The 20,209-nt window shown below is 71.2% G+C and carries 17 protein-coding genes; 3 read left to right on the forward strand and 14 right to left on the reverse strand.

Annotated features, from left to right (window positions below; genetic code table 11):
• Positions 1–9: 9 nt before the first annotated feature.
• The 5 genes from ACZ5VQ_RS10240 to ACZ5VQ_RS10260 all read right to left on the reverse strand — a co-directional run bounded on the left by ACZ5VQ_RS10240 (position 10) and on the right by ACZ5VQ_RS10260 (position 5,747).
• Entirely contained in the window at positions 10–876 is an 867-nt protein-coding gene (locus ACZ5VQ_RS10240; protein ID WP_362084718.1) for an inositol monophosphatase family protein, read from the reverse strand.
• Positions 877–1,025: 149 nt separating this feature from the next.
• A complete protein-coding gene (locus tag ACZ5VQ_RS10245) occupies positions 1,026–3,104 on the reverse strand; it encodes a gamma-glutamyltransferase family protein (RefSeq protein WP_469104501.1) in 2,079 nt (692 codons plus the stop codon).
• 126 nt (positions 3,105–3,230) lie between these two features.
• Positions 3,231–3,866, reverse strand: a complete 636-nt coding sequence (locus ACZ5VQ_RS10250; RefSeq protein ID WP_469104502.1) for a DUF4232 domain-containing protein — start codon at positions 3,864–3,866, stop codon at positions 3,231–3,233.
• Between the two features lie 106 nt (positions 3,867–3,972).
• Positions 3,973–4,641: a response regulator transcription factor gene (locus ACZ5VQ_RS10255; protein WP_362084758.1), complete on the reverse strand. Its 669-nt coding sequence runs from the start codon at positions 4,639–4,641 to the stop codon at positions 3,973–3,975.
• A gap of 5 nt (positions 4,642–4,646) precedes the next feature.
• Entirely contained in the window at positions 4,647–5,747 is a 1,101-nt protein-coding gene (locus tag ACZ5VQ_RS10260; protein ID WP_469104503.1) for a sensor histidine kinase, read from the reverse strand.
• A 167-nt stretch (positions 5,748–5,914) separates the two neighbouring features.
• On the opposite strand from ACZ5VQ_RS10260, the gene ACZ5VQ_RS10265 reads away from it, so the two are divergent.
• Together ACZ5VQ_RS10265 and ACZ5VQ_RS10270 are read left to right on the forward strand one after the other, a co-directional pair.
• Complete coding sequence (locus ACZ5VQ_RS10265; RefSeq protein ID WP_469104504.1) at positions 5,915–6,967, forward strand: carboxymuconolactone decarboxylase family protein; 1,053 nt, start codon at positions 5,915–5,917, stop codon at positions 6,965–6,967.
• A gap of 111 nt (positions 6,968–7,078) precedes the next feature.
• A complete protein-coding gene (locus tag ACZ5VQ_RS10270) occupies positions 7,079–7,741 on the forward strand; it encodes a hypothetical protein (RefSeq protein ID WP_362084706.1) in 663 nt (220 codons plus the stop codon).
• A 28-nt stretch (positions 7,742–7,769) separates the two neighbouring features.
• Here ACZ5VQ_RS10270 and ACZ5VQ_RS10275 read toward each other — a convergent pair whose 3' ends face one another.
• From ACZ5VQ_RS10275 to ACZ5VQ_RS10315, 9 genes are all read right to left on the reverse strand, one after another.
• Positions 7,770–9,347, reverse strand: a complete 1,578-nt coding sequence (locus ACZ5VQ_RS10275) for an NCS1 family nucleobase:cation symporter-1 (protein WP_362084703.1) — start codon at positions 9,345–9,347, stop codon at positions 7,770–7,772.
• Between the two features lie 214 nt (positions 9,348–9,561).
• Positions 9,562–10,581 (reverse strand): TIGR03842 family LLM class F420-dependent oxidoreductase, encoded by a 1,020-nt coding sequence (locus ACZ5VQ_RS10280; RefSeq protein WP_306936677.1) that lies wholly within the window; start codon positions 10,579–10,581, stop codon positions 9,562–9,564.
• 18 nt (positions 10,582–10,599) lie between these two features.
• Complete coding sequence (gene hydA / locus ACZ5VQ_RS10285; RefSeq protein ID WP_469104505.1) at positions 10,600–12,003, reverse strand: dihydropyrimidinase; 1,404 nt, start codon at positions 12,001–12,003, stop codon at positions 10,600–10,602.
• Between the two features lie 164 nt (positions 12,004–12,167).
• The gene (locus ACZ5VQ_RS10290; RefSeq protein WP_469104506.1) at positions 12,168–13,010 is read right to left on the reverse strand and encodes a nitrilase-related carbon-nitrogen hydrolase; all 843 of its coding nucleotides are present in this window, start codon (positions 13,008–13,010) and stop codon (positions 12,168–12,170) included.
• Positions 13,011–13,190: 180 nt separating this feature from the next.
• Entirely contained in the window at positions 13,191–14,768 is a 1,578-nt protein-coding gene (locus ACZ5VQ_RS10295) for a PucR family transcriptional regulator (RefSeq protein WP_469104507.1), read from the reverse strand.
• Between the two features lie 100 nt (positions 14,769–14,868).
• A complete protein-coding gene (locus ACZ5VQ_RS10300) occupies positions 14,869–16,194 on the reverse strand; it encodes an aspartate aminotransferase family protein (RefSeq protein WP_469104508.1) in 1,326 nt (441 codons plus the stop codon).
• Positions 16,191–17,033 carry a nitrilase-related carbon-nitrogen hydrolase gene (locus tag ACZ5VQ_RS10305; RefSeq protein ID WP_362084687.1) on the reverse strand — a complete coding sequence of 281 codons (843 nt, stop codon included), beginning with the start codon at positions 17,031–17,033 and terminating at the stop codon, positions 16,191–16,193. The genes ACZ5VQ_RS10300 and ACZ5VQ_RS10305 overlap by 4 nt, the downstream gene beginning before the upstream one ends.
• A gap of 304 nt (positions 17,034–17,337) precedes the next feature.
• On the reverse strand, positions 17,338–18,915 hold the full coding sequence (locus ACZ5VQ_RS10310) for a hypothetical protein (protein WP_469104509.1): 1,578 nt from the start codon (positions 18,913–18,915) through the stop codon (positions 17,338–17,340).
• Positions 18,916–19,076: 161 nt separating this feature from the next.
• A complete protein-coding gene (locus ACZ5VQ_RS10315) occupies positions 19,077–19,328 on the reverse strand; it encodes a helix-turn-helix domain-containing protein (RefSeq protein ID WP_469104510.1) in 252 nt (83 codons plus the stop codon).
• An 83-nt stretch (positions 19,329–19,411) separates the two neighbouring features.
• Here ACZ5VQ_RS10315 and map point away from each other — a divergent pair, with 83 nt between their 5' ends.
• Positions 19,412–20,179, forward strand: coding sequence for a type I methionyl aminopeptidase (gene map, locus ACZ5VQ_RS10320; protein ID WP_384089603.1), 768 nt, complete (start codon positions 19,412–19,414; stop codon positions 20,177–20,179).
• Positions 20,180–20,209: the final 30 nt, after the last annotated feature.

Genomic DNA, 20,209 nt, shown 5'->3' on the forward strand with positions numbered 1-20,209 from the left:
CGGCCCGCCTCAGCCCCGGCCTGTCACGGGTCGGGCCCCGCCCGACAGCAGTCCGAGGACCCGGCGGGCCGTGGCCGCGTCCCGTGCCGCGGTGAACGGGAGCGTGTTGCCGCCGGTTATACGGAAGGGCTCACCGGCGAGCGTCAGGTGCGCGCCGCCCGCCTCCTCGACGAGCAGGATGCCCGCCGCGTGGTCCCAGGCGGCCTCCCAGGAAAATCCAACGGCATCCAACTCGCCCCGGGCGACAGCGAGGTACTCAAGTCCGGCCGAGCCGCACGCGCGCGGGCTGACGCCTTCCGTCCAGAGGCCGAGGAGCGCGCGCTTCTGGTCGTCCGTCGTGTAGTCCGGGTGGGACGTGGCCACTTCGAGGTCACGGTCGGGAGCGGGCGAGCCGGCGCGGAGCGGTTCGCCGTCGAGGAGTGCGCCCTTGCCCCGGACGGCGACGGCGAGTTGGTCGCGGGCCGCTGCGTACGTCCAGGACGCCAGCAGGACTCCGCGGTGGGCGAGCGCGACCAGGGTGCAGAAGCCGGGGTCGCCGTGGACGAACTGGCGAGTGCCGTCCACCGGGTCGACGATCCAGACCGGCGCCTCGCCCTTGATCGCCTCGTACGTCGCGGGGTTGGCGTGGACCGCCTCCTCACCCACGACGACCGAGCCGGGCAGCAGCTTGACCAGCGCCTCGGTGAGATACTCCTCGGCCTTGCGGTCGGCATCCGTGACCAGGTCGTGCGGGCCGGTCTTCTCGTCTATCTCGTGGGCGGCGAGCTGCCGGAAGCGCGGCATGATCTCCGTGGCGGCCGCCGTGCGGACGGCCTCTTCTACGTCGGCGGTGCGGTGCGCGAGAAACTCGTCGATGGTTTCGATGTCCTGGATCATGCCTCCATGAGAGCACGCGCCACTGACAATCCACACCCGGCCGGTGTATCCCGGGTGGAATCACCATGAACAACGGGTGTTACGAGATCAGCGCCGCGTGACCCCTGCCGGGACCGGGACCGGGAACCCTGCCAGGACCGGGACCGGCCTCAGCGTCCGACCGCGTACCCCTGCATCCCCCGCGGATTCGCCGCCGCCGAGAGCACTCCGGTCCGCGGGTCCCGCGCCACCGCGCACAGCCGGCCCTCGGACCAGGCGTCGCCGACCTGGACGTCGTGGCCGCGCCGGCGCAGCTCCTCCACCACCTCCGGGTCGGTGCGTGACTCGACGGTGACGCTGCCGGGGCGCATTCCGCGCGGGTAGAAGGAGCCGGGGAAGCTGTCGTTGTGCCAGTTCGGGGCGTCGATGGCGCCCTGGAGGTCCAGGCCGCCGCGCACCTCCGCCCGCAGGGCGACGGCCAGGAAGAAGTGCAGCTGCCACTGGTCCTGCTGGTCGCCGCCGGGCGTGCCGAAGGCCATGACCGGCACCCCGTCCCGCAGCGCGAGCGAGGGCGTGAGCGTCGTACGTGGGCGGCGGCCCGGCGTGAGGGAGTTGGGCAGCCCCTCGTCCAGCCAGGCCATCTGGAGCCGGGTGCCGAGCGGGAAGCCCAGCTCGGGCACGACCGGGTTGGACTGCAGCCAGCCGCCGCTGGGCGTGGCCGCCACCATGTTGCCCCAGCGGTCGACGATGTCGAGGTGGCAGGTGTCGCCCCGGGTCGTCCCGTCCGCGGAGACGTCGGGCTCCCCGGGCACGGGCGAGGTCGGCGGCTCGGCGACGGCCGGCGCTCCCAGACCCGAACCCGCCAGGCCGGCATCCACACCCGCCGCACCTGCACCCTCACCCGCACCCGCGTGCCCAGCTCCAGCTCCAGCTCCAGCTCCAGCCACCGTCGACTCCCCGGCGCCGACCGCACCCCCTGCCCGCGCCACCGTCGGTTCCCCCGCCCCCGGCACCCCCAGCGCGTCGAACCCGTCCTCCCCCGCGGCCACTACGCGCGCGTGCCCGCTGAGCCGCGGTGCCCGCCCGCCGGGGCTGCCCGGCCGCAGCTCGTAGGAGGCCTTCTCCCCGACCAGCGCCCGCCGCCCGGTGTTGTACTCCGCCGACAGCAGCTCCTCCAGGGGGACCTCGCCCGCGTCCCCGTACCACGCCTCCCGGTCGGCCATCGCGAGCTTGCAGCCCTCGATCAGCAGGTGCACGTACTCGGCCGAGCCGTACCGCGGCATCTCCGGCGGCAGCAGGGCCAGCTGCTGGAGGAGCACCGGGCCCTGGCTCCAGGGGCCTGCCTTGCACAGGGTCCAGCCGCGCCAGTCGTACGTGGCCGGGGCTTCGTAGGACGCGGACCAGCCGGTCAGGTCGGCCGCCGTCAGCGTGCCGGGGTGCCGTTCCCCGCTGGTGTCCATCGTGGGCCGGGCCGCCTGCCGTACCAGGGCCTCGGCGATGAAGCCCTCGCGCCAGATCCGCCGCGCGGCCTCGATCTCGGCGACACGCTCACCCGCATCCCGCGCCCCGGGCTCCTGACCGGCTCCGTACTCGTGACCGACTCCGGGCTCCCGACCGGCATCGGCCTCCCTGCGGGCCCCGGCCTCCTGCGCGGCCTCGGCGACCAGCCGCTTCCATGTCGCGGCCAACGCCGGATTCCGGAACAGCTCGCCCGGCCGCGGGGGCCGCCCGTCCGGCAGGTACACGTCGGCCGAGGACGTCCACTCGGTCTCGAAGAGCTCCCGTACCGTCTCGACGGTCTCGCCGACGCGCTCCACGGGCGCGTGCCCGTCCTCCGCGTACCCGATGGCGTACTTCAGGACGTCCGCAAGGGACTTCGCGCCGTGGTCGCGCAGCAGGAGCATCCACGCGTCGAAGGCACCGGGCACCGCGGCCGCGAGGGGCCCGGTACCGGGTACGAGATCCAAACCCAGTCCCCTGTAGTGGGCGATCGTGGCCCCGGCCGGTGCGACGCCCTGTCCGCACAGCACCCGTACCTCCCCGCCCGCCGGGGCAAGGATGATCGGCACCTCGCCGGCGGGTCCGTTGAGGTGCGGCTCGACGACGTGCAGCACGAATCCGGCGGCGACGGCGGCGTCGTACGCGTTGCCGCCGTCCTCCAGCACGGCCATCGCCGACTGCGAGGCGAGCCAGTGCGTGGAGGACACCATCCCGAAGGTGCCCTGGAGCGTGGGTCGGGTCGTGAACACGGGGGAACTCCTCACTGCGGCGCGGGCATCCGGACTGCGAGCGGGCGTCCGGCAGGCGTCCGGCGATCGTACGCAGCCCCGCCGCGCCCCCTGCTCCGAGGGCTACTGCGAGGGCTGCTCAGAGGACTACGCCGAGGGCTGCCAGGCCGTCGTCCCCAGGATGTTCTCGGGGCCGATGTCGAGCGGATACGGAGGCCGCACGGTCACGGTGTCGTCCCCCTTCTCCGGAGCGACCCGGAGGTAGACACCGTCCTGGTTGTGCATCCGCCAGTACAACGCCGCGTGCGCACTCTCACCAGGGGCGAGGGTCAGCGACCGGGGACCGGGATCCTCCGGTGCCATGGACACCTTGTCCGTGCCCTCGACGGTCCGTACGCCCGGGAAGGGGTCGCCCGAGGCGTCGAGGACGGTGACGGCCGGGTAGCCGTTCAACTTGTACGGGTGGTCACCACAGTTGGTGACGTCGAGGCCCATGGCGCGCAGTCCCATGGCCGCGTCGCCCTCGTCCGCCCGGAAGCGCAGGCCCGACGGCGGGCACCCCTGCCCCTCCTGGACGGGTACGGACGGAGAGTGCGTGGGGATCCCGGACGGGGGCGGGTTCGCCGCCCTGGTCGGCACGTCCACGGTCGGCGTCGGTGTGGGCCTGCGTTCGGGGTTGCGCTCCCGGTCCAGCTCGGCGGAGAGCCCGCAGCCGCTCACCCCCAGCACCAGCAGACAGGCGAGGGCGACGCTGTGGACCGATCTCGGGCGTATCGCGATCACGCGCCGATCATCACACGGGACCTCGCCGGAAGCCGTCACTCCGCTCCCCGGCACCCTCGCCCCGCTCCCCAACCCCGCTCCCCCTCCCCGGTTGCCCCGGTGCCCCTCACTCCACCTGCCCGCGTGCCGCGACCAGCCCCGACTCATAGGCGAACACCACCAGTTGGGCGCGGTCCCGGGCCGCGAGCTTGGTCATCGCGCGGCTGACATGGGTCTTGACCGTGAAGGGGCTGATGACCATGTGGGCGGCGATCTCCTCGTTGGTGAGGCCGCGGGCGGCGAGCGCGGTGACCTCGCGCTCGCGGCGGGTCAGGCACTCCAGTCCGGGGGCGCTGGCCCGGTCCGGGGGCCTGGCCACGAACTCGCCGATCAGCGTGCGGGTGACGGACGGCGACAGCAGGGCCTCGCCGCGCGCGACGACCTCGATGGCCTGGAGGAGGTCGGCGGGCTCGGTGTCCTTGAGCAGAAACCCGCTGGCCCCGGCCCGCAGCGCCTCGAAGACGTACTCGTCCAGGCCGTAGTTGGTCAGCATCACCACACGCACGCCGGACAGTTCCGGGTCCGCGGCGATGCGGCGGGTCGCCTCGATGCCCGTCATCACCGGCATCTGGACGTCGACGAGGGCGATGTCCGGGACATGCGCGCGCACCAGCGCCAGGCCCTGTTCCCCGTCGGCGGCCTCGCCGACCACCTCGATGCCCTCCTCGGCGTCCAGGAGGGCCCGGAACCCGGCGCGCATCAGGGCCTGGTCGTCGACCAGCGCGACCCTGATCAGGCCGCTCACGGCAGGTCCAGCGGCACTCGGGCCCGTACCGAGAAGCCGCCCTCCGCGCGCGGGGCGGCGTGCAGGGTGCCGCCGAGGGCCGCGACGCGTTCGCGCATGCCGGTGAGCCCGATGCCCTCGGAGGGCGGCCGGGACGGCTCGGCGGTGCCGTCGTCGTCGACGCGTATCGTCAACTCGCGCTCTTCGTAGTCCAGTTGGACGGCCACCTTGGCGGGCCCCGCGTGCCGGGCGGCGTTCGTCAGCGCCTCCTGGACGATGCGGTACGCGGCGCGGTCCACGGTCGCCGTCAGCGGGCGCTCGTTTCCGGTCACCGTCAGGTCGACGGCGAGGCCCGCCGCCCGGGCGCGCTCCACGAGCAGGGCCGGGGTCCCGGTCGGCTCGTCGGTGCGCAACACCTCAAGGGTGGCGCGCAGTTCGCGCATGGCCTCGCCGCCGGCCTCCTGGATGGCGAGCAGGGCCGGGGGTATCTCCTCGCCGCGCTTGCGCGCGAGGTGGACGGCGACTCCCGCCTGGAGCTTGACGATCGAGATGCTGTGCGTGAGGGAGTCGTGCAACTCGCGGGCGATGCGCAGGCGTTCCTCGCCCGCCCTGCGCAGCGCCGCCTCCTCGCGGGTGCGTTCGGCCTCCAGCGCGCGCTGTTCGGTCTGGCGCAGATACGCCTGCCAGTTGCGGCCCGCGAGACCGGTGACGACGGCGCACAGGAACCAGCCCGCGAGCAACGCGGTCTGCTCGACGGTGTCCTGGGAGGTGACTCCCGTCGCGAGCCAGGCCCCGAGGAACACCCCGCCCGCGGCCGCGCCCACGCCCCGGTGCCCGGCCTGTGCCGCCGTGTGGACCGCGGCCATCACCGGGAGGGCGGCCACCGGCCCGGGCTCGGCGTGCAGCACATGGCCGGCCAGCGCGGCCGTGGTCACGGCGAGCACCGCGCGAGGCGCCTTCCGGTACGCGGCCAGCGCGAGCGAACCGGTCACGATCAGCACGTAGTCGACCGTCCCGGTGTCCTTGTCGAAGGCCGCCACGGACACGACGATCGCGCCGATCACGACGGCGAGCGCCACGTCGGCGAGCCGCTTGAGGGTGACCTGGTCCGCGTCCATGCCCGTACCGTAGACCGCCGTACCGACAGGGTCGTCAGCCCTGTGGACGGCCCCGCGACTACTCCCGGCGCAGTAGTCCGGTGCCCGGCGCGGTCGCGTCGGACCAGCGCCAACTGCCTTCGGCCGTACGACGCCCGGAGGCACCCCCGGGAGCGAGGGTTCTCGGCATGACCACACCCTTCAGCTACCCGTTCGTAACCACGCCCTTTCGCTACACCGAACCTCCGCCGCCCAGGTCCGCCACCGGCCGGACCGCCGAGGTCTACCGACAGCTCTCCGAGGACTTCGGGATCGACGGCGCAGTCACCTTCGTCGTCCTGTCCTCCGCGCCCGAACTCCTCGCCGCCACCTGGGCCCTGATGCGTGAGTCGCTGCTCGCGGGCGACGGCAGCCGCACCGGCAAGGAGCTGGCCGCGCTCGGGGTCTCCCGCGCCAACAAGTGCCCGTTCTGCGTGGACGCGCACACCGTCCTGCTGCACGCCACCGGCAACCACGCCCTCGCGGAGCGGCTGGCCCGCGGTGGTACCCCGGACAAGGAGGTGCAGGCGCGCATGGTCGCCTGGGGCGAGGCGACCCGCGTCCCGGGCCACCCGGATCTCACCCCGCTGCCCTTCTTCGCCCGGCACACCGCCGCGTACGTGGGGACCGCCCTGTCCTTCCACTTCATCAACCGGATCGTCTCGGCCCTGTTGACGGAGAACCTGCTGCCGGGCAACACCCAGCGGTTCAGGCCGGTCCGCAGCCTCGCCGGCCGTTCCCTGGCGAAGACCCTGCGCCGGCGTCTCACCCCGGGCACGAGCCTCGCCCTCCTCGACGGCGACCCAGGCCGCGGGCCGTCCTGGGCGGCGGGCACGACGGTCGGCCCCGCCTACGCGGCACTGCGGACGGCGGCCTCGGAGGGCGCCGGCCTGCTGACCGAGGCCGACCAGGACCTCGTACGAAGCGTCGTCGCGGCGTGGGACGGTACGCATCAGCCGTTGGTGTGGGACGCCCTGCCCGACCGGCGGGACAGGCCCGGGGCGCGGCTGGCGTTACTGGCCGCGCTGGCTCCGTACCGGATCACCGACGAGGATGTGGCGGCGTGGAAGCAGCCGCCGTACACGGACCGCTGTCTGGTCCGGCTCGTCGCGTACGGTGCGTTCGCCGCCGTTGACCGCATCGAGCGGGCATTGCCCCTCGGTGCACCGGTATCGAACGAGGTCATGGACCGTCAAGGGTGAGTCCCTGTCACCACCCGGGCACGGAGCGAGTTTGTACTACCGCCCCACAGGCAGGCATGTGACACTGGCGTCCCGTCCGCTGTGCGGACTCTCCGCACCGTCCCCCACGAAATGTGCGCCGTGCGTTCTCTTCCACTCGCTCTCACCGCGCGTCTGCTGCCGGTTGTCGTGCTCGCCCTGGCGGGCTGGTCGTTGTCGTCCGGGCCGTTCGCCGCGACCCCGGCCGCGGAGAAGAAGGCGGCCCCCGACGGCGGGGCATCACCGTCCGCGCCGTCCACCGCCGCGGCGAGCCGCACGTACCGTGCCTCGCCCGCGCCCTGTACGGGCGTGTCGAAGAAGACGGTGACCTCGCTGGTGCCGGACGCCAAGACGGCCGGCAAGGAGATCCCGTCGACGGACGAGTCGCTGCGCCGCACCTGTTCGTGGAACGCGCTCAAGGGATTCGACTACCGCTGGCTCGACATTTCGTACGAAATCAAGAAATCGGACCAGGCCGCGCAGGCCGCCTACAAGCAGCGCACCACGGAGAAGAGCGGCGGAGGCGTGGTTCCCGGTCTCGGGGACGCGGCCTACTCGGTGGTGAACCTCACCACCGAGGACAAGCAGCAGACGCGCGAGGGCCAGGTGTTCGTCCAGGCGTCCAACGCCGTGCTGGTCGTCACGTACAACGGCAGTGACTTCGAGTCGAAGAAGGCGCCGAGTACGGACGAGATCAACAAGGGCGCCATCAAGGCCGCCAAGGAGGCGATGGCCGCGCTGGAGGCCGCTCAGTAAGAGGGGCTCCCAACGCGGCCCGTCGTCGTCAGACGACCTGGTCGGCCTTCACCGCGCGCTCCTCCCGTTCCGCCCGTGCGAACGGCGCCATCAGCGCGACGTACAGGACGAGCGACGAGGCGAGGCCGATCGCCCATCCGTAGTCCGCGAGCGGCTTGAGGAACGGGATCAGTCCGTCCGTCGGGAACGGGCCCAGCTTGGCACCCTTGGCGTCGACGTTCGAGTACGAGCCGCCGATCGCCAGAACTCCGCCGACCGCGAAGGCCAGCACCGCGCGCCAGTTCCAGCCGTTCGAGTACCAGTAGCGTCCGCCGGGCGTGTACAGGTCGGCGAGGTGCAGGACCGTACGGCGGATGATCCAGTAGTCGGCGATCAGGATGCCCGCGACCGTGCCGAGCAGACCGCCGACCACGCCGAGCCAGGTGAAGATGTAGAACTCGGGCGTGGAGATCAGCTTCCACGGGAAGATCAGGATGCCGATGACACCCGTGATCAGCGCACCCGTACGGAAGTTGATGAACTTCGGGGCCAGGTTGGACAGGTCGTAGGCCGGAGAGACCACGTTCGCCGCGATATTGACGGAGATCGTGGCGATCAACACGATGAAGAGCGCGAAGAGCAGACCGAAGGCGTTGTCCGTCTTTGCCGCGAGGGCCACCGGGTCCCAGATCGCCTCTCCGTAGACGGCCTCGGAGCCGGAGGTGACCAGCACGGCGAGGATCGCGAAGAGCGTCATCGTCGTGGGCAGACCGAGGGACTGCCCCCAGGTCTGCGCCTTCTGGCTGGCGCCGAAGCGGGTGAAGTCGGGGATGTTGAGGGACAGGGTCGCCCAGAAGCCGATCATGCCCATCAGGGACGGGAAGAAGACCGGCCAGAAGTCCGCGCCCCAGCCCAGCTTGGAGGGCTGGTCGAGCAGCGCGCCGAAGCCGTCGGCCTTGACCGCGATCCAGATGAGCAGCGCGAACGCGCCGACAATCACGACGGGTGCGGCCCAGTTCTCGAAGTGCCGCAGGAAGTCCATGCCGCGGTAGATGATCGCGATCTGCAGCGCCCAGAAGAGCAGGAAGCAGAGCCACAGCGGCCATGGGTTGCCCGCGATCTTCCCCGCGTTCTCCCACTCACCGCCGGTGAGCTTGGAGCCCAGGGCGAAGATTCCGCTGCCGCCGATCCAGGTCTGGATGCCGAACCAGCCGCAGGCCACGGCGGCGCGGATCAGCGCCGGAATGTTGGCCCCGCGAAGACCGAACGAGGCGCGGGCGAGTACGGGGAACGGGATGCCGTACTTCGGTCCCGCGTGACCGGTGGCCAGCATCGGCAGCAGCACGATGATGTTGGCCAGGGCGATGGTGAAGACGGCCTGCTTCCAGTCCATGCCGAGGGCGACCAGGCCGGAGGCCAGGGTCCAGCTGGGAATGCAGTGGGCCATGGATATCCACAGCGCCGCGAAGTTGTACGTCGTCCACTTGCGCTCGGAGACGGGGACGGGACGCAGGTCCTCGTTGGCGAAGGGACTGTCGGCGGGGAAGGCCCCGGGGCTGAGTTCGATCCGGCCGTCGGCGTCGGCGGACTGGGATATCGGCGGCCCCGTGGGGACGGTTTCGGTCATGGGCAGGCCAATCAATGAGGCGGGACGGGAAAGGCCGTGCGGGTGGCGCCGTGGGGGTGGTGGTGCGGTGTGCGGTGGTGCGGCCCCCTTCCCGGGGAGGTGGGAAGGGGACGACTTGAGTGGATGGAGCAGGGTGGAGCGAATGCCGTCAATGGTTGATGGATGGGTCGACCATCAACCACTGGGACAGATCGTCAACGGCCGCGGCCGGCCCTCAACCGTTGACGGCGGGAATGACCGTTGATCCATACGCCTCGATGACCGCCTCTTGAGCGTCATGCATGTCGTACAGGGCGAACTGGTCGACGCCCAGCTCGCGCAGCGCGTTCAGCTTCTCGATGTGCTTCTCGGCCGGGCCGATCAGACAGAACCGGTCGACGATCTCGTCGGGCACGAACTGGGTGTCGGGGTTGCCGCTCCGTCCGTGGTGCGAGTAGTCGTATCCCTCACGGGACTTGATGTAGTCGGTGAGTTCGTCGGGTACGGCGGCGGAGTGCTCGCCGTACTTGGAGACGAGGTCGGCGACGTGGTTGCCGACCATCCCGCCGAACCAGCGGCACTGCTCACGCGCGTGGGCGAGCGCCTCGGGCGAGTCGTCCTCGGTGACATAGGCGGGCGCGGCGACACAGATCTTGACGTCGTCGGGGTCGCGTCCGGCCTCGGCCGCCGCGGTCTTCACGGCCTTGACCATGTACTCGGTCAGGTAGAGGTCGGCGAGCTGGAGGATGAAGCCGTCGGCCTCCTCACCGGTCATCTTCAGCGCCTTGGGGCCGTACGCGGCCATCCAGACGGGGAGTTCGGCGCCCGGCTTGATCCACGGGAACTTGATCACCGTGCCGCCGAGGTCCGCCTCGTCACCGCGTCCCAGCGCCCGGATGACCTTCATGGCCTCGCTGATCCGGGCGAGCGTGTTGGGCTTGCGGCCGGCCACGCGCATCGCCGAGTCGCCGCGCCCGATACCGCAGACCGTGCGGTTGCCGAACATGTCGTTGAGCGTGGCGAAGGTCGAGGCGGTGACCTCCCAGGTGCGGGTGCCCGGGTTCGTCACCATCGGGCCGACCTTCAGCTTCGTGGTGTTGGAGAGGATCTGGCTGTAGATCACGAACGGCTCCTGCCAGAGCACGGCGGAGTCGAACGTCCAGCCGTACGTGAAGCCGTTGCGCTCGGCCCGTTTCATCAGGCTGATGACGCGGGAGGCAGGGGGGTCGGTCTGCAGGACGAGTCCGAAGTCCATGGCGCCACTCCTAGTCGCTCAGAGAAGGTACTGACAGGTGGAGCGGGGGGTGTAGACGCCGTGCCCGGCGCGCCCGGTGAACTCCCGCTCGGTGATGACGAGTTCGCCGCGCGAGAGGACCGTCTCGACGCGGCCGGTGGTGCGCTTGCCCTCGTACGCCGAGTAGTCGACGTTCATGTGGTGCGTCTCGGCGGACATGACCTGCTCGGCGTGCGGGTCGTAGATGACGACGTCCGCGTCGGCGCCCGGCGCGATCGTGCCCTTCTTCGGGTACAGGCCGAACATCCGGGCGGGGGTGGCGCAGGCGATCTCGATCCAGCGGCGGCGCGAGATGTGTCCGTCGACGACGGCCTGGTGGAGCAGGTCCATGCGGTTCTCGACACCCGGGAGACCGTTGGGGATCTTCGAGAAGTCGCCGCGGCCCAGCTCCTTCTGGCCGACGAAGCAGAAGGGGCAGTGGTCGGTGGAGACGACCTGGAGGTCGTTGGTCCGCAGGCCCCGCCACAGGGCGGCCTGGTGCTCCTTGGGCCGCAGCGGAGTCGAGCACACGTACTTGGCGCCCTCGAAGTCGGGCTCCGCGAGGTTGTCGGTCGACAGGAACAGGTACTGCGGGCAGGTCTCGCCGAAGACGTTCAGGCCCTCGTCGCGTGCGCGTGCCAGCTCGGCGACCGCCTGCTGCGCCGAGACGTGCACGACGTACAGGGGGGCTCCGGCGACCTGGGCGAGCTTGATGGCGCGATGGGTGGCCTCGGCTTCGAGGAGGGCCTTGCGGACCTCGCCGTGATAGCGCGGGTCGGTCTCGCCCCTGGCCAGCGCCTGCTCCACCAGCACGTCGATCGCGATGCCGTTCTCCGCGTGCATCATGATCAGTCCGCCGTTCTCGGCGGAGCGCTGCATGGCGCGCAGGATCTGGCCGTCGTCGCTGTAGAAGACGCCGGGGTAGGCCATGAACTGCTTGAAGGAGGTGACGCCCTCCTCGACCAGCAGGTCCATCTCCTTGAGCGTGTCCTGGTTCACGTCGGAGACGATCATGTGGAAGGCGTAGTCGATGGCGCACTTGCCGTCGGCCTTGGCGTTCCAGGCGTCGAGGCCCTCGCGCAGCGAGTGGCCGACGCTCTGCACCGCGAAGTCGACGATCGTGGTCGTGCCGCCCCAGGCCGCGGCCCGGGTGCCCGTCTCGAAGGAGTCGGAGGCGAAGGTGCCGCCGAACGGCAGCTCCATGTGGGTGTGGGCGTCGACGCCGCCCGGGATCACGTACTTCCCGGTGGCGTCGATGGTCCGCTCGGCCGTCCAGGCCTCCGCGGCGGGGGTGCCGCTCGCGGCGAGGGCGGCGATGCGGCCGTCCTCTACCAGGACGTCCGCGTGGAGTTCGTCCGACGCGGTGATCACTAGGCCACCGCGGATGACTGTACGGCTGCTCATGGTTTCCTCTCCTGTCGTGGCACCCCGGTGGAACGCGTGCGGTGCATGTGGGCACGTGCGGGTGCGTCGTGGCTGGTCGCGCCCACGCGGCGGAGCCGCATGATGTCGCAGCCCCGCGCCCCTAAAAAACCCGGGGCGCGGGGAGCCTCCGACGTGATCCCCGGTCAGGGAGCCGTCAGCGGCTCGTACGCCTCGGGGCGGCGGTCGCGGTAGAACTGCCAGCGGTCGCGGACCGTTCGGAGCTTGGCCATGTCCAGGTCGCGGACGACGAGTTCGGTCTCCTTGTCGCTCGCCACCTCCCCGACGAACTGGGCCTCCGGGTCCACGAAGTACGAGGTGCCGTAGAAGTCGTTGGAGCCCAGCTCCTCCACACCCACACGGTTGATGGCACCCACGAAGTACTCGTTGGCGACGGCCGCGGCCGGCTGCTCCAACTGCCAGAGGTAGGCGGACAGTCCGCGCGAGGTGGCCGACGGGTTGAAGACGATCTCGGCCCCGGCAAGACCCAGGGCGCGCCAGCCCTCCGGGAAGTGCCGGTCGTAGCAGATGTAGACGCCGACCTTGCCGACCGCCGTGTCGAAGATCGGCCAACCGGCGTTGCCGGGGCGGAAGTAGAACTTCTCCCAGAAGCCCTCGACCTGCGGGATGTGGTGCTTGCGGTACTTGCCGAGGTACGAACCGTCGGCGTCGATCACCGCCGCGGTGTTGTAGAGGACGCCGGGCTGCTCCTCCTCGTACATCGGCAGTACGAGGACGATGCCCAGTTCCCTGGCGAGCGCCTGGAAGCGCTGGACGATCGGGCCCTCGGGGATCTGTTCGGCGTACTCGTAGAACGCCTTGTCCTGGACCTGGCAGAAATAGGGCCCGTAGAACAGCTCCTGGAAGCACAGGACCTGAGCACCCTGTGCGGCCGCGTCGCGGGCCGCCTGCTCGTGGACCTGGATCATCGATTCCTTGTCGCCCGTCCATGCGGTCTGGAAGACGGCGGCGCGGATCACTCTGCTCATCGGGACCTCCGGTCGCTCGGTGTGCGGCGAGCTTAGGAAGACCAGCGAGCGGCTTTGAGTTGCAGCGTGTCACGTCTGAGGGCGTGTGGCGTTCCACGGTGTCACCCTTGCCAAGGCCCATGTTTCACCACCGTTTTCCCAGGTCTTCCCATGTTTCGGAGCTGTTGCGCGTCGAGAGTCTCAGCCTTGTTGCGCGTCGTGCGCGAGGAGGGCGATGTGCACGGAGGCTGCCTGCTCGAAGTCGTCGAGGTCGACCCGCAGCCGCGCCTCTATCGCCTCCAGCCGCCGGTACAGCGCGGGTCGCGAGACGTGGTGGAGCTGTGCGGTGCGCGACTTGTTGCGGCCGGTGGCGAGATACGTCCGCAGCACGGGCAGCAGCTCCGACTCGGCGTCGGCCCCGCACAGCAGCCCGTCCAGCTCGCGCTCGGCGAACGACTGGACGTGCGGGTCGTCCCGCAGCAGCCGGACCAGCCCGCGCAGATGCACGTCCCGCAGCCGCACCACGACCGGCAGGTCGAGCCCCGCGGGGCTCTCGGCGACGGCGTCGGCCACGTGCTGGGCCTCGCGCAGCCCGGCGGGCACGTCGTCCCACCCGGTCCGCGCGTCCGCCGCCGCGACGACGACCGCCTTGCCGCCGTCCGCGACACCGACACCGGACTCCGTACGCAGCCGGGTGGCGAAGTGGGCGGCGAGCGCCTCGGCGTCCTGGTCCCTGGCCAGGCTCAGCAGTACGGCGATGACCCCGTCGGCCAGCTCTGCGACGAGCCCGGGGAGCCCCAACAGGCGCAGTACGCGGTCGAGTTGGGCCGCCTCCGTGTCCCGTACGACCAGGGGCACGAACGTCCGGCGGTTGACCGGCAGTCCGGCCGCCCGGGCCCGGGGCAGCAGTTGACGGGCCGGTACGACTCCGGAGACGAGGTCGGTGAGCAGGCTCTCGGCGGACTGCTCCTCCCAGGAGTGCACGGTGCCGCCGAGCATGCGGTGCAGGACCAGTGCCTCGGCCCCGCGGTCGGCGAGCAGCCGTCCGGTGGCGGCGTCGCCGCGGTAGCCGCACAGCACGATGCGGCCCCAGCGTTCGCCGCGTCCGCCCAGTTCGGCGCGAACCCAGCCGTCGCCCTCGCTGCCGCCGGCCTGCCGCGCGATGCGCTCCCAGTCGCGCAGCACGTCGTCGACCGCGGACCGCTCCCCCGCCGTGGCGAGGACGCGGTGGGCGAGGTTGGTGACGACGACGGGGCACGCGCTGTGCGAGGCGATCTCGTCGAGCATCCGCTGCAGCGGAGCGCCCGCCGTGATGAGCCCGGTCAGCGCCGTCCGGACGGACTCCGAAAGGCTGACGGCCGCGAACTTCCTCCGTACGAGCCGGGACTGGACCTCTTCGGTCAACTCCGCGAAGGGGAACGGGCGGTGCAGGACCACCATCGGCAGCCCGCACCGCTCGGCCGCCCGGCGCATCACCTCGGGCGGGGTCGGGAAGGCCCGGCCGAGTCCGAGGACGACGGCCGAGGCCTCCGCGCGGTACAGGGAGCGGATGTACTCGGCCTGGGCCTCCGGGTCGCCCGCGAGCAGCACCCCGGTGGTGAGGACCATCTCGCCGCCGCTGAGCATCACGCCGACGTCGGCGGCCTCGGCGACGTGCACCCAGCGCACGGGCCGGTCGAGCTGGCTCGCGCCGGCCACCACCTCGGGTTCCCCGGCGAGCACCCGCTCCAGGGCGAGGACCTGACGGACAGACAGGGCGGGTTCCAAGGCGGTGGACATGCGGCGAACCTTCAATCTTGCGTTGCTGAACGCTCCTCGGAACTGACTGCTCCCCAGAACTGACTGACCGTCAGAACCAAGTGCCTCAGAACCGAGTGCCTCAGAACTGAGTGCTCCGCAGAGCGCGCTCCAGGATCGCGGCGCCCTCCTCGGCCTCCGCGACGGTGAGAGACAGCGGTGGGGCGATGCGCAGGACGCTGGTGTTGTGCCCGCCGCCCTTGCCGATCAACAGGCCTCCCTCGCGGGCCGCTTCGAGCACGGCGGCGGCCGCGTCCGGGTCGGCCTGATCCGTGCCGGGCTTCACCAGCTCGATGCCGATCATGAGACCCCGGCCCCGGACCTCCCGTACGCCCGGCAGTTGCGCCGCGATGGCCCGCAGCCGCTCGATGAGCAGGCCGCCGACACGGCGCGCGTTGCCCTGGAGATCGTGTTCCAGGAGGTACGTGAGGTTGGCGAGGCCCGCGGCCATGGTGATCTGGGTGCCACCGAACGTCGAGATGGAGTTGGAGTCCAGGCAGTTCATGACCTCGGCGCGGGCGACGACACCGCCGATGGACATGCCGTTGCCGATGCCCTTGGCGAAGGTCAGCATGTCCGGCGGACCGTTCTGGCCGTGCGCCTGCCAGCCCCAGAAGTTGTCGCCGGTCCTGCCCCAGCCGGTCTGTACCTCGTCGGCGATCCAGAGGATGCCGCGCTCCTGGAGGACCTCGCGGAACGCCGCGTACAGGCCGTCCGGTGGTGCGGTGAAGCCGCCGACCCCCTGGATGGGTTCGGCGATCAGGGCCGCGGGCGGGCGGACATGGCCGAGCAGGTCCTCCAGGTCGGCGACGCAGGCCGCGATGAAGCCGGCGTCGTCGAGATCGGCGTACGGGCCGCGGGTGCGGACGCCGCCGTGCACGTAGAGCGTCTGGAGGGGCGAGAGGCTGGTCGGCGACCAGCCCTTGTTGCCGGTGATGCCGACCGCGGTGAACGAGCGGCCGTGGTAGCTGTTGCGCATCGCCAGGATCTGGTTGCTGCGGCGGTACGCGGTGGCCAGCAGCAGGGCCGTGTCGTTGGCCTCCGTGCCGGAGGTCGTGAAGAACACGCGCGCGTCCGGGATGCCCGACAGCTTGGCGATCCGCTCGGCCAGGTCCACCATCGGCCGGTTCAGATACAGCGTGGAGGAGTGGATGATCCGGCCGGCCTGCTCGCTGACGGCCTTCGTCACCTCGGGCAGGGCGTGCGCGGTCATCGTGGTGAGGATGCCGCCGAAGAAGTCGAGGTACTTGTTGCCCTCGGCGTCCCAGACGTGACGGCCCTCCCCGTGCGTGAGCTCGATCGGGTCGGCGTAGTAGACGGCGAGCCAGTCGGGGAGGACGGCCTGGTGGCGCTGGTACAGGTGCTTGGCCGAGCCGTGGGCCTGGCCCTGGGAGGCGTCTGTCGTCACGGCTGCACCAGCCCTTCGTAGGCGTCGGGGCGGCGGTCCCGGTAGAAGGCCCACTGCTGGCGGACCTCCTCGACCAGGTCGAAGTCGAGGTCGCGGACGACGAGCTCCTCGCTCTTGTCGCTCGCGGTCTCCCCGACGAACTGGCCGCGCGGGTCGACGAAGTACGACGTCCCGTAGAAGTCGTTGTCCCCGTACTCCTCCTCGCCGACACGGTTGATCGCGGCGATGAAGTACTCGTTGGCGACGGCCGCGGCCGGCTGCTCCAGCTGCCAGAGGTGGGCGGACAGGCCCCGGGAGGTCGCCGACGGGTTGTAGACGAGCTGCGCGCCGTTCAGGCCGAGCTGGCGCCAGCCCTCCGGGAAGTGCCGGTCGTAGCAGATGTAGACGCCGACCTTGCCGACCGCGGTGTCGAAGACCGGCCAGCCGAGGTTGCCCGGTTTGAAGTAGTACTTCTCCCAGAAACCCTTGACCTGGGGGATGTGGTGCTTGCGGTACTTGCCGAGGTACGTGCCGTCGGCGTCGATCACCGCGGCCGTGTTGAAGTAGAAGCCGGACTGTTCGACCTCGAAGACCGGGACCACGACGACCATGCCGGTCTCGCGGGCCAGCTCCTGCATGCGGGTGACGGTGGGGCCGTCCGGTACCGGTTCCGCCCAGCGGTAGTGCTCCGGCTCCTGGACCTGGCAGAAATAGGGGGCGTTGAAGACTTCCTGGAATCCGATGATCTTCGCACCCTGACGGGCCGCCTCGCGGGCGTGCTCCTCGTGCTTGGCGACCATGGATGCGGTGTCGCCGGTCCAGGTGGCCTGGACCAGAGCGGCGCGTACGACGTTGGCCATGAGCTGCTCCTTCGACGGGACGTCAGAGAGCTTCTACGCCCGTAGATGGTGGGCGTAGAGCCCCGAAAGTAGGCGGAGGCGCTGCGCTGGGCAAGACCATCGTCGTTAACCGGCTGAGTCGATCTTGTTTCCTACCCTCGTGGGTTAGCGAGGGGGTGGGGGTGGGTGACGGTGAGTGGGTGAGTGCCGGTGGTCGTGGGCTGGTCGCGCCCGCGCGGCGGAGCCGCACAATGTCACAGGCCCGCGCACCTGAGATGTTGGGCCGAAGCCTTGGAAGGTGAACCATTCCCCGGTCCAGGTCGGCTCACGCCGTGTAACCCGCCACCCTCAAGGCGTGGATCAGGTCCCAGTGGCGTTGCTGTGAGACGTGGCGGGCCGCTTCGAGGAGGAGGGGGATGAGGCGGGGCGGGTCGGTCTCGACGCTGCGGGCGGCCTCTTCGGGCGTGCGGATGCGGACGTACGCGTCAAGGAGGGCCCGGACCTCGCGGTGGCGGTCCTCCCCGACCAGGCCCAGTACCGCCTCGCCTATTTCGGGGGCGGGGCGCACGACGCCCTGGCGGAGCATCTGGTCGCCGTCCGCGGTGCGTCCCGCCACCGCGAGCGCGTCGGCGGCGGCGACCAGGCGGTCGGCGGGCAGGGAGGCGGCCTCCCAGAGGAGGGTGGCCCAGTCGGCGCCCAGGCCCGCGCGGTGGAGCTCTGCGGCGAGGAGCGGGAATCGGGCGGCGGGCCAGTAGGCCGCCTCGACCAGTACGGCGTGCGCCTCGCCGCTGTGGCCCTCGCGCCGCAGCCGGACGAGCCGCTCGACGGTCTGGACGGTGGTCCGGCGCGCCTCGTCGTCCAGGGGCTCACGCCGCTGCTTCGGCCGCGCGGGCTCCTCGGCGGCTCCGGCGAAGCGGGCTCCGCGCAGCGTGGGCTCCGCGGTGGAGGGCACGGGCATGGCCGGTGCGGCAGCCGCGGCGGCGTCCTCGTCCATCATCCCGGCGAACCGGGCGCTGCCGCGCGCACGGCGCTTCGAGCGCTGCTTGGGGGCGCGGGCCTTTACGGGCTCGGGAGGTTCGGGGGCTGCCCGCTCGTCCTCCTGGGCGGCCGTGGGGTGCGGGGAGGTCTCGGGAGCGGGTGCCGTGGCCTGCCAGGCGCTCTGTTCGGCCGCCTGCCTGGCGGCCTGCCCTGCGGCCCGTTCCGCGGACGCGTCGCGCCAGAGGTCCGGCCAGTCGTCCTCGTCCGGCGCGGGGCGCTGCGGGCCCCCGCGCCCGGTGGACGGCCCGCCGGTCCCGCCGTCGTTCCGGTCGTTCCGGGGCTCTTCGTCCCAGAAGACGTCGGTGCCGATTTCGCCGGGCGGGATGGTCAGTGCCCCCTGCGCCCGGCCGCCGACCGCGCGTCGGTCCAACTCGTCCATGCGGGAACGGAGTTCGGTGCAGCGGGCCGTCGCGCGGTCGTGGTCGTCGCGGGCCCAGGCCAGGTCGATGCGGTAGGACTCGGCCTCTTCCGGGCCAGTGGCCGTACGGAGCGAGCGGTCGAGTTCCGAGAGCCGTTCGGCGGCGTAGCGCTGTTCGCGGAGCATGACGTCGAGGCGGTCACTGAGAGAGTCACGGCCACCGGGCCGCCCGTCGTACGCGGCCAGCGACGCGCCGTGCAGCGCCCGCGCCCGGTCGGACTCCTGGGCGGCGGCCCGGTCGCCGAACTCCGCGGCGACGTCCTGGAGGAGCGCCTGCACGACGTCCCAGGGCGGCACCTCCGTGCCGTCCAGACAGGCCCGCATCCCCTCGGGGTCGCGCTGCCAGAACACGCCGCACCAGCCGCCGCCCTGGTCGAGCCGGGACAGCAGGCCATTGAGATACTGCGCGAACTCCCGCACCTGGCCCGGGAGTTGTTCCACCGCCATTGCCTTCACCCCACGCCAGACTGGAGTACTCCGGTTCGATAGAAAACACCGTTCGTGTTACGGAATGGCTACAACGAGTTTTCGACCCGGACGCAGAGTGCGGTTACTGACCCGGAACGTGACGTGAGGAACCCTGGACATGACGGGGTGTCACCCGCGCATCACGCCGGAGCGAGTGCACAACTGCCTGCGATCTCGTCCATCGAGAGACCCAGCACCCGCGCCAGCGCCGCCACCGTGAAGAAGGCCGGGGTCGGCGCGCGGCCGGTCTCGATCTTGCGGAGGGTCTCGGCGGAGATGCCCGCACTCGCGGCGATCTCCACCATGCTGCGGCCACCGCGGGCCTCACGCAGCAGCCTGCCGAGCCGCTCGCCGCGTTCATGCTCTTCGGGGGTCAGCGGGGTTCGCACCATGCGCCCACCCTAGTACCGGCGACCGTTATTTGAATAGGCGGGCGGAGGCCACCGCACACACCTCGACCGGTATAGTAATTGGCATGGTGGAACTGAAGACGGACACGTCTATCGACGCGATGTACGAAGCGGGCCAGGTCGTGGCACGGGCCCTCACGGCGGTGCGGGAGGCCGCCGGCGTGGGCGTCTCGCTCCTGGAACTGGACGAGGTCGCCCACCAGGTCCTGCGGGACGCGGGCGCGGGCTCACCCTTCCTCGGCTATCGGCCCTCGTTCGCTCCCGTGCCCTTCCCTGCTGTCATCTGCGCCTCCGTGAACGACGCGATCGTGCACGGCATCCCGACCGGCTACCGGCTGCGCGACGGCGACCTGGTCTCGATCGACTTCGGCGCCGAGCTCGGCGGCTGGGTGGGCGACTCGGCGATCAGCTTCGTGGTCGGCACACCGCGTCCCGCCGACCTGCACCTCGTCGAGACCGCCGAGCGGGCCCTCGCGGCGGGCATCGAGGCGGCCGTCGTCGGCAACCGCATCGGCGACATCGCGCACGCGATCGGCACGGTGTGCCGCTCGGCGGGGTACGGCATTCCGGACGGCTTCGGCGGCCACGGCATAGGCCGCCGTATGCACGAGGACCCGCCCGTCCCGAACGAGGGGCGGCCCGGCCGCGGCCTGCCCCTCCGGCACGGCATGGCCCTCGCCATCGAGCCGATGCTCATCGCCGGCGGCACCGACGAGTACCACGCGGCCGCCGACGGCTGGACCCTCCGCACGAACGACGGCACCCGGGCGGCCCACGCGGAACACACGGTGGCCATCACGGACGCGGGGCCGCGCATCCTGACAGCCCGCTGACCGGCTGACCCGCTGCCGCCCTCCTGCCGC

It is taken from the genome of Streptomyces sp. NPDC033178 (assembly GCF_055577685.1).

Coding starts and splice junctions, on each gene's coding strand:
- ACZ5VQ_RS10240 (WP_362084718.1), bottom strand. CDS start 876: ATGATCCAGGACATCGAAACCATCGACGAGTTTCTCGCGCACCGCACC.
- ACZ5VQ_RS10260 (WP_469104503.1), bottom strand. CDS start 5,747: ATGGACGCGGACCAGGTCACCCTCAAGCGGCTCGCCGACGTGGCGCTC.
- ACZ5VQ_RS10265 (WP_469104504.1), top strand. CDS start 5,915: ATGACCACACCCTTCAGCTACCCGTTCGTAACCACGCCCTTTCGCTAC.
- ACZ5VQ_RS10270 (WP_362084706.1), top strand. CDS start 7,079: ATGTGCGCCGTGCGTTCTCTTCCACTCGCTCTCACCGCGCGTCTGCTG.
- ACZ5VQ_RS10275 (WP_362084703.1), bottom strand. CDS start 9,347: ATGACCGAAACCGTCCCCACGGGGCCGCCGATATCCCAGTCCGCCGAC.
- ACZ5VQ_RS10280 (WP_306936677.1), bottom strand. CDS start 10,581: ATGGACTTCGGACTCGTCCTGCAGACCGACCCCCCTGCCTCCCGCGTC.
- hydA (WP_469104505.1), bottom strand. CDS start 12,003: ATGAGCAGCCGTACAGTCATCCGCGGTGGCCTAGTGATCACCGCGTCG.
- ACZ5VQ_RS10290 (WP_469104506.1), bottom strand. CDS start 13,010: ATGAGCAGAGTGATCCGCGCCGCCGTCTTCCAGACCGCATGGACGGGC.
- ACZ5VQ_RS10295 (WP_469104507.1), bottom strand. CDS start 14,768: ATGTCCACCGCCTTGGAACCCGCCCTGTCTGTCCGTCAGGTCCTCGCC.
- ACZ5VQ_RS10305 (WP_362084687.1), bottom strand. CDS start 17,033: ATGGCCAACGTCGTACGCGCCGCTCTGGTCCAGGCCACCTGGACCGGC.
- ACZ5VQ_RS10310 (WP_469104509.1), bottom strand. CDS start 18,915: ATGGCGGTGGAACAACTCCCGGGCCAGGTGCGGGAGTTCGCGCAGTAT.
- ACZ5VQ_RS10315 (WP_469104510.1), bottom strand. CDS start 19,328: ATGGTGCGAACCCCGCTGACCCCCGAAGAGCATGAACGCGGCGAGCGG.
- map (WP_384089603.1), top strand. CDS start 19,412: ATGGTGGAACTGAAGACGGACACGTCTATCGACGCGATGTACGAAGCG.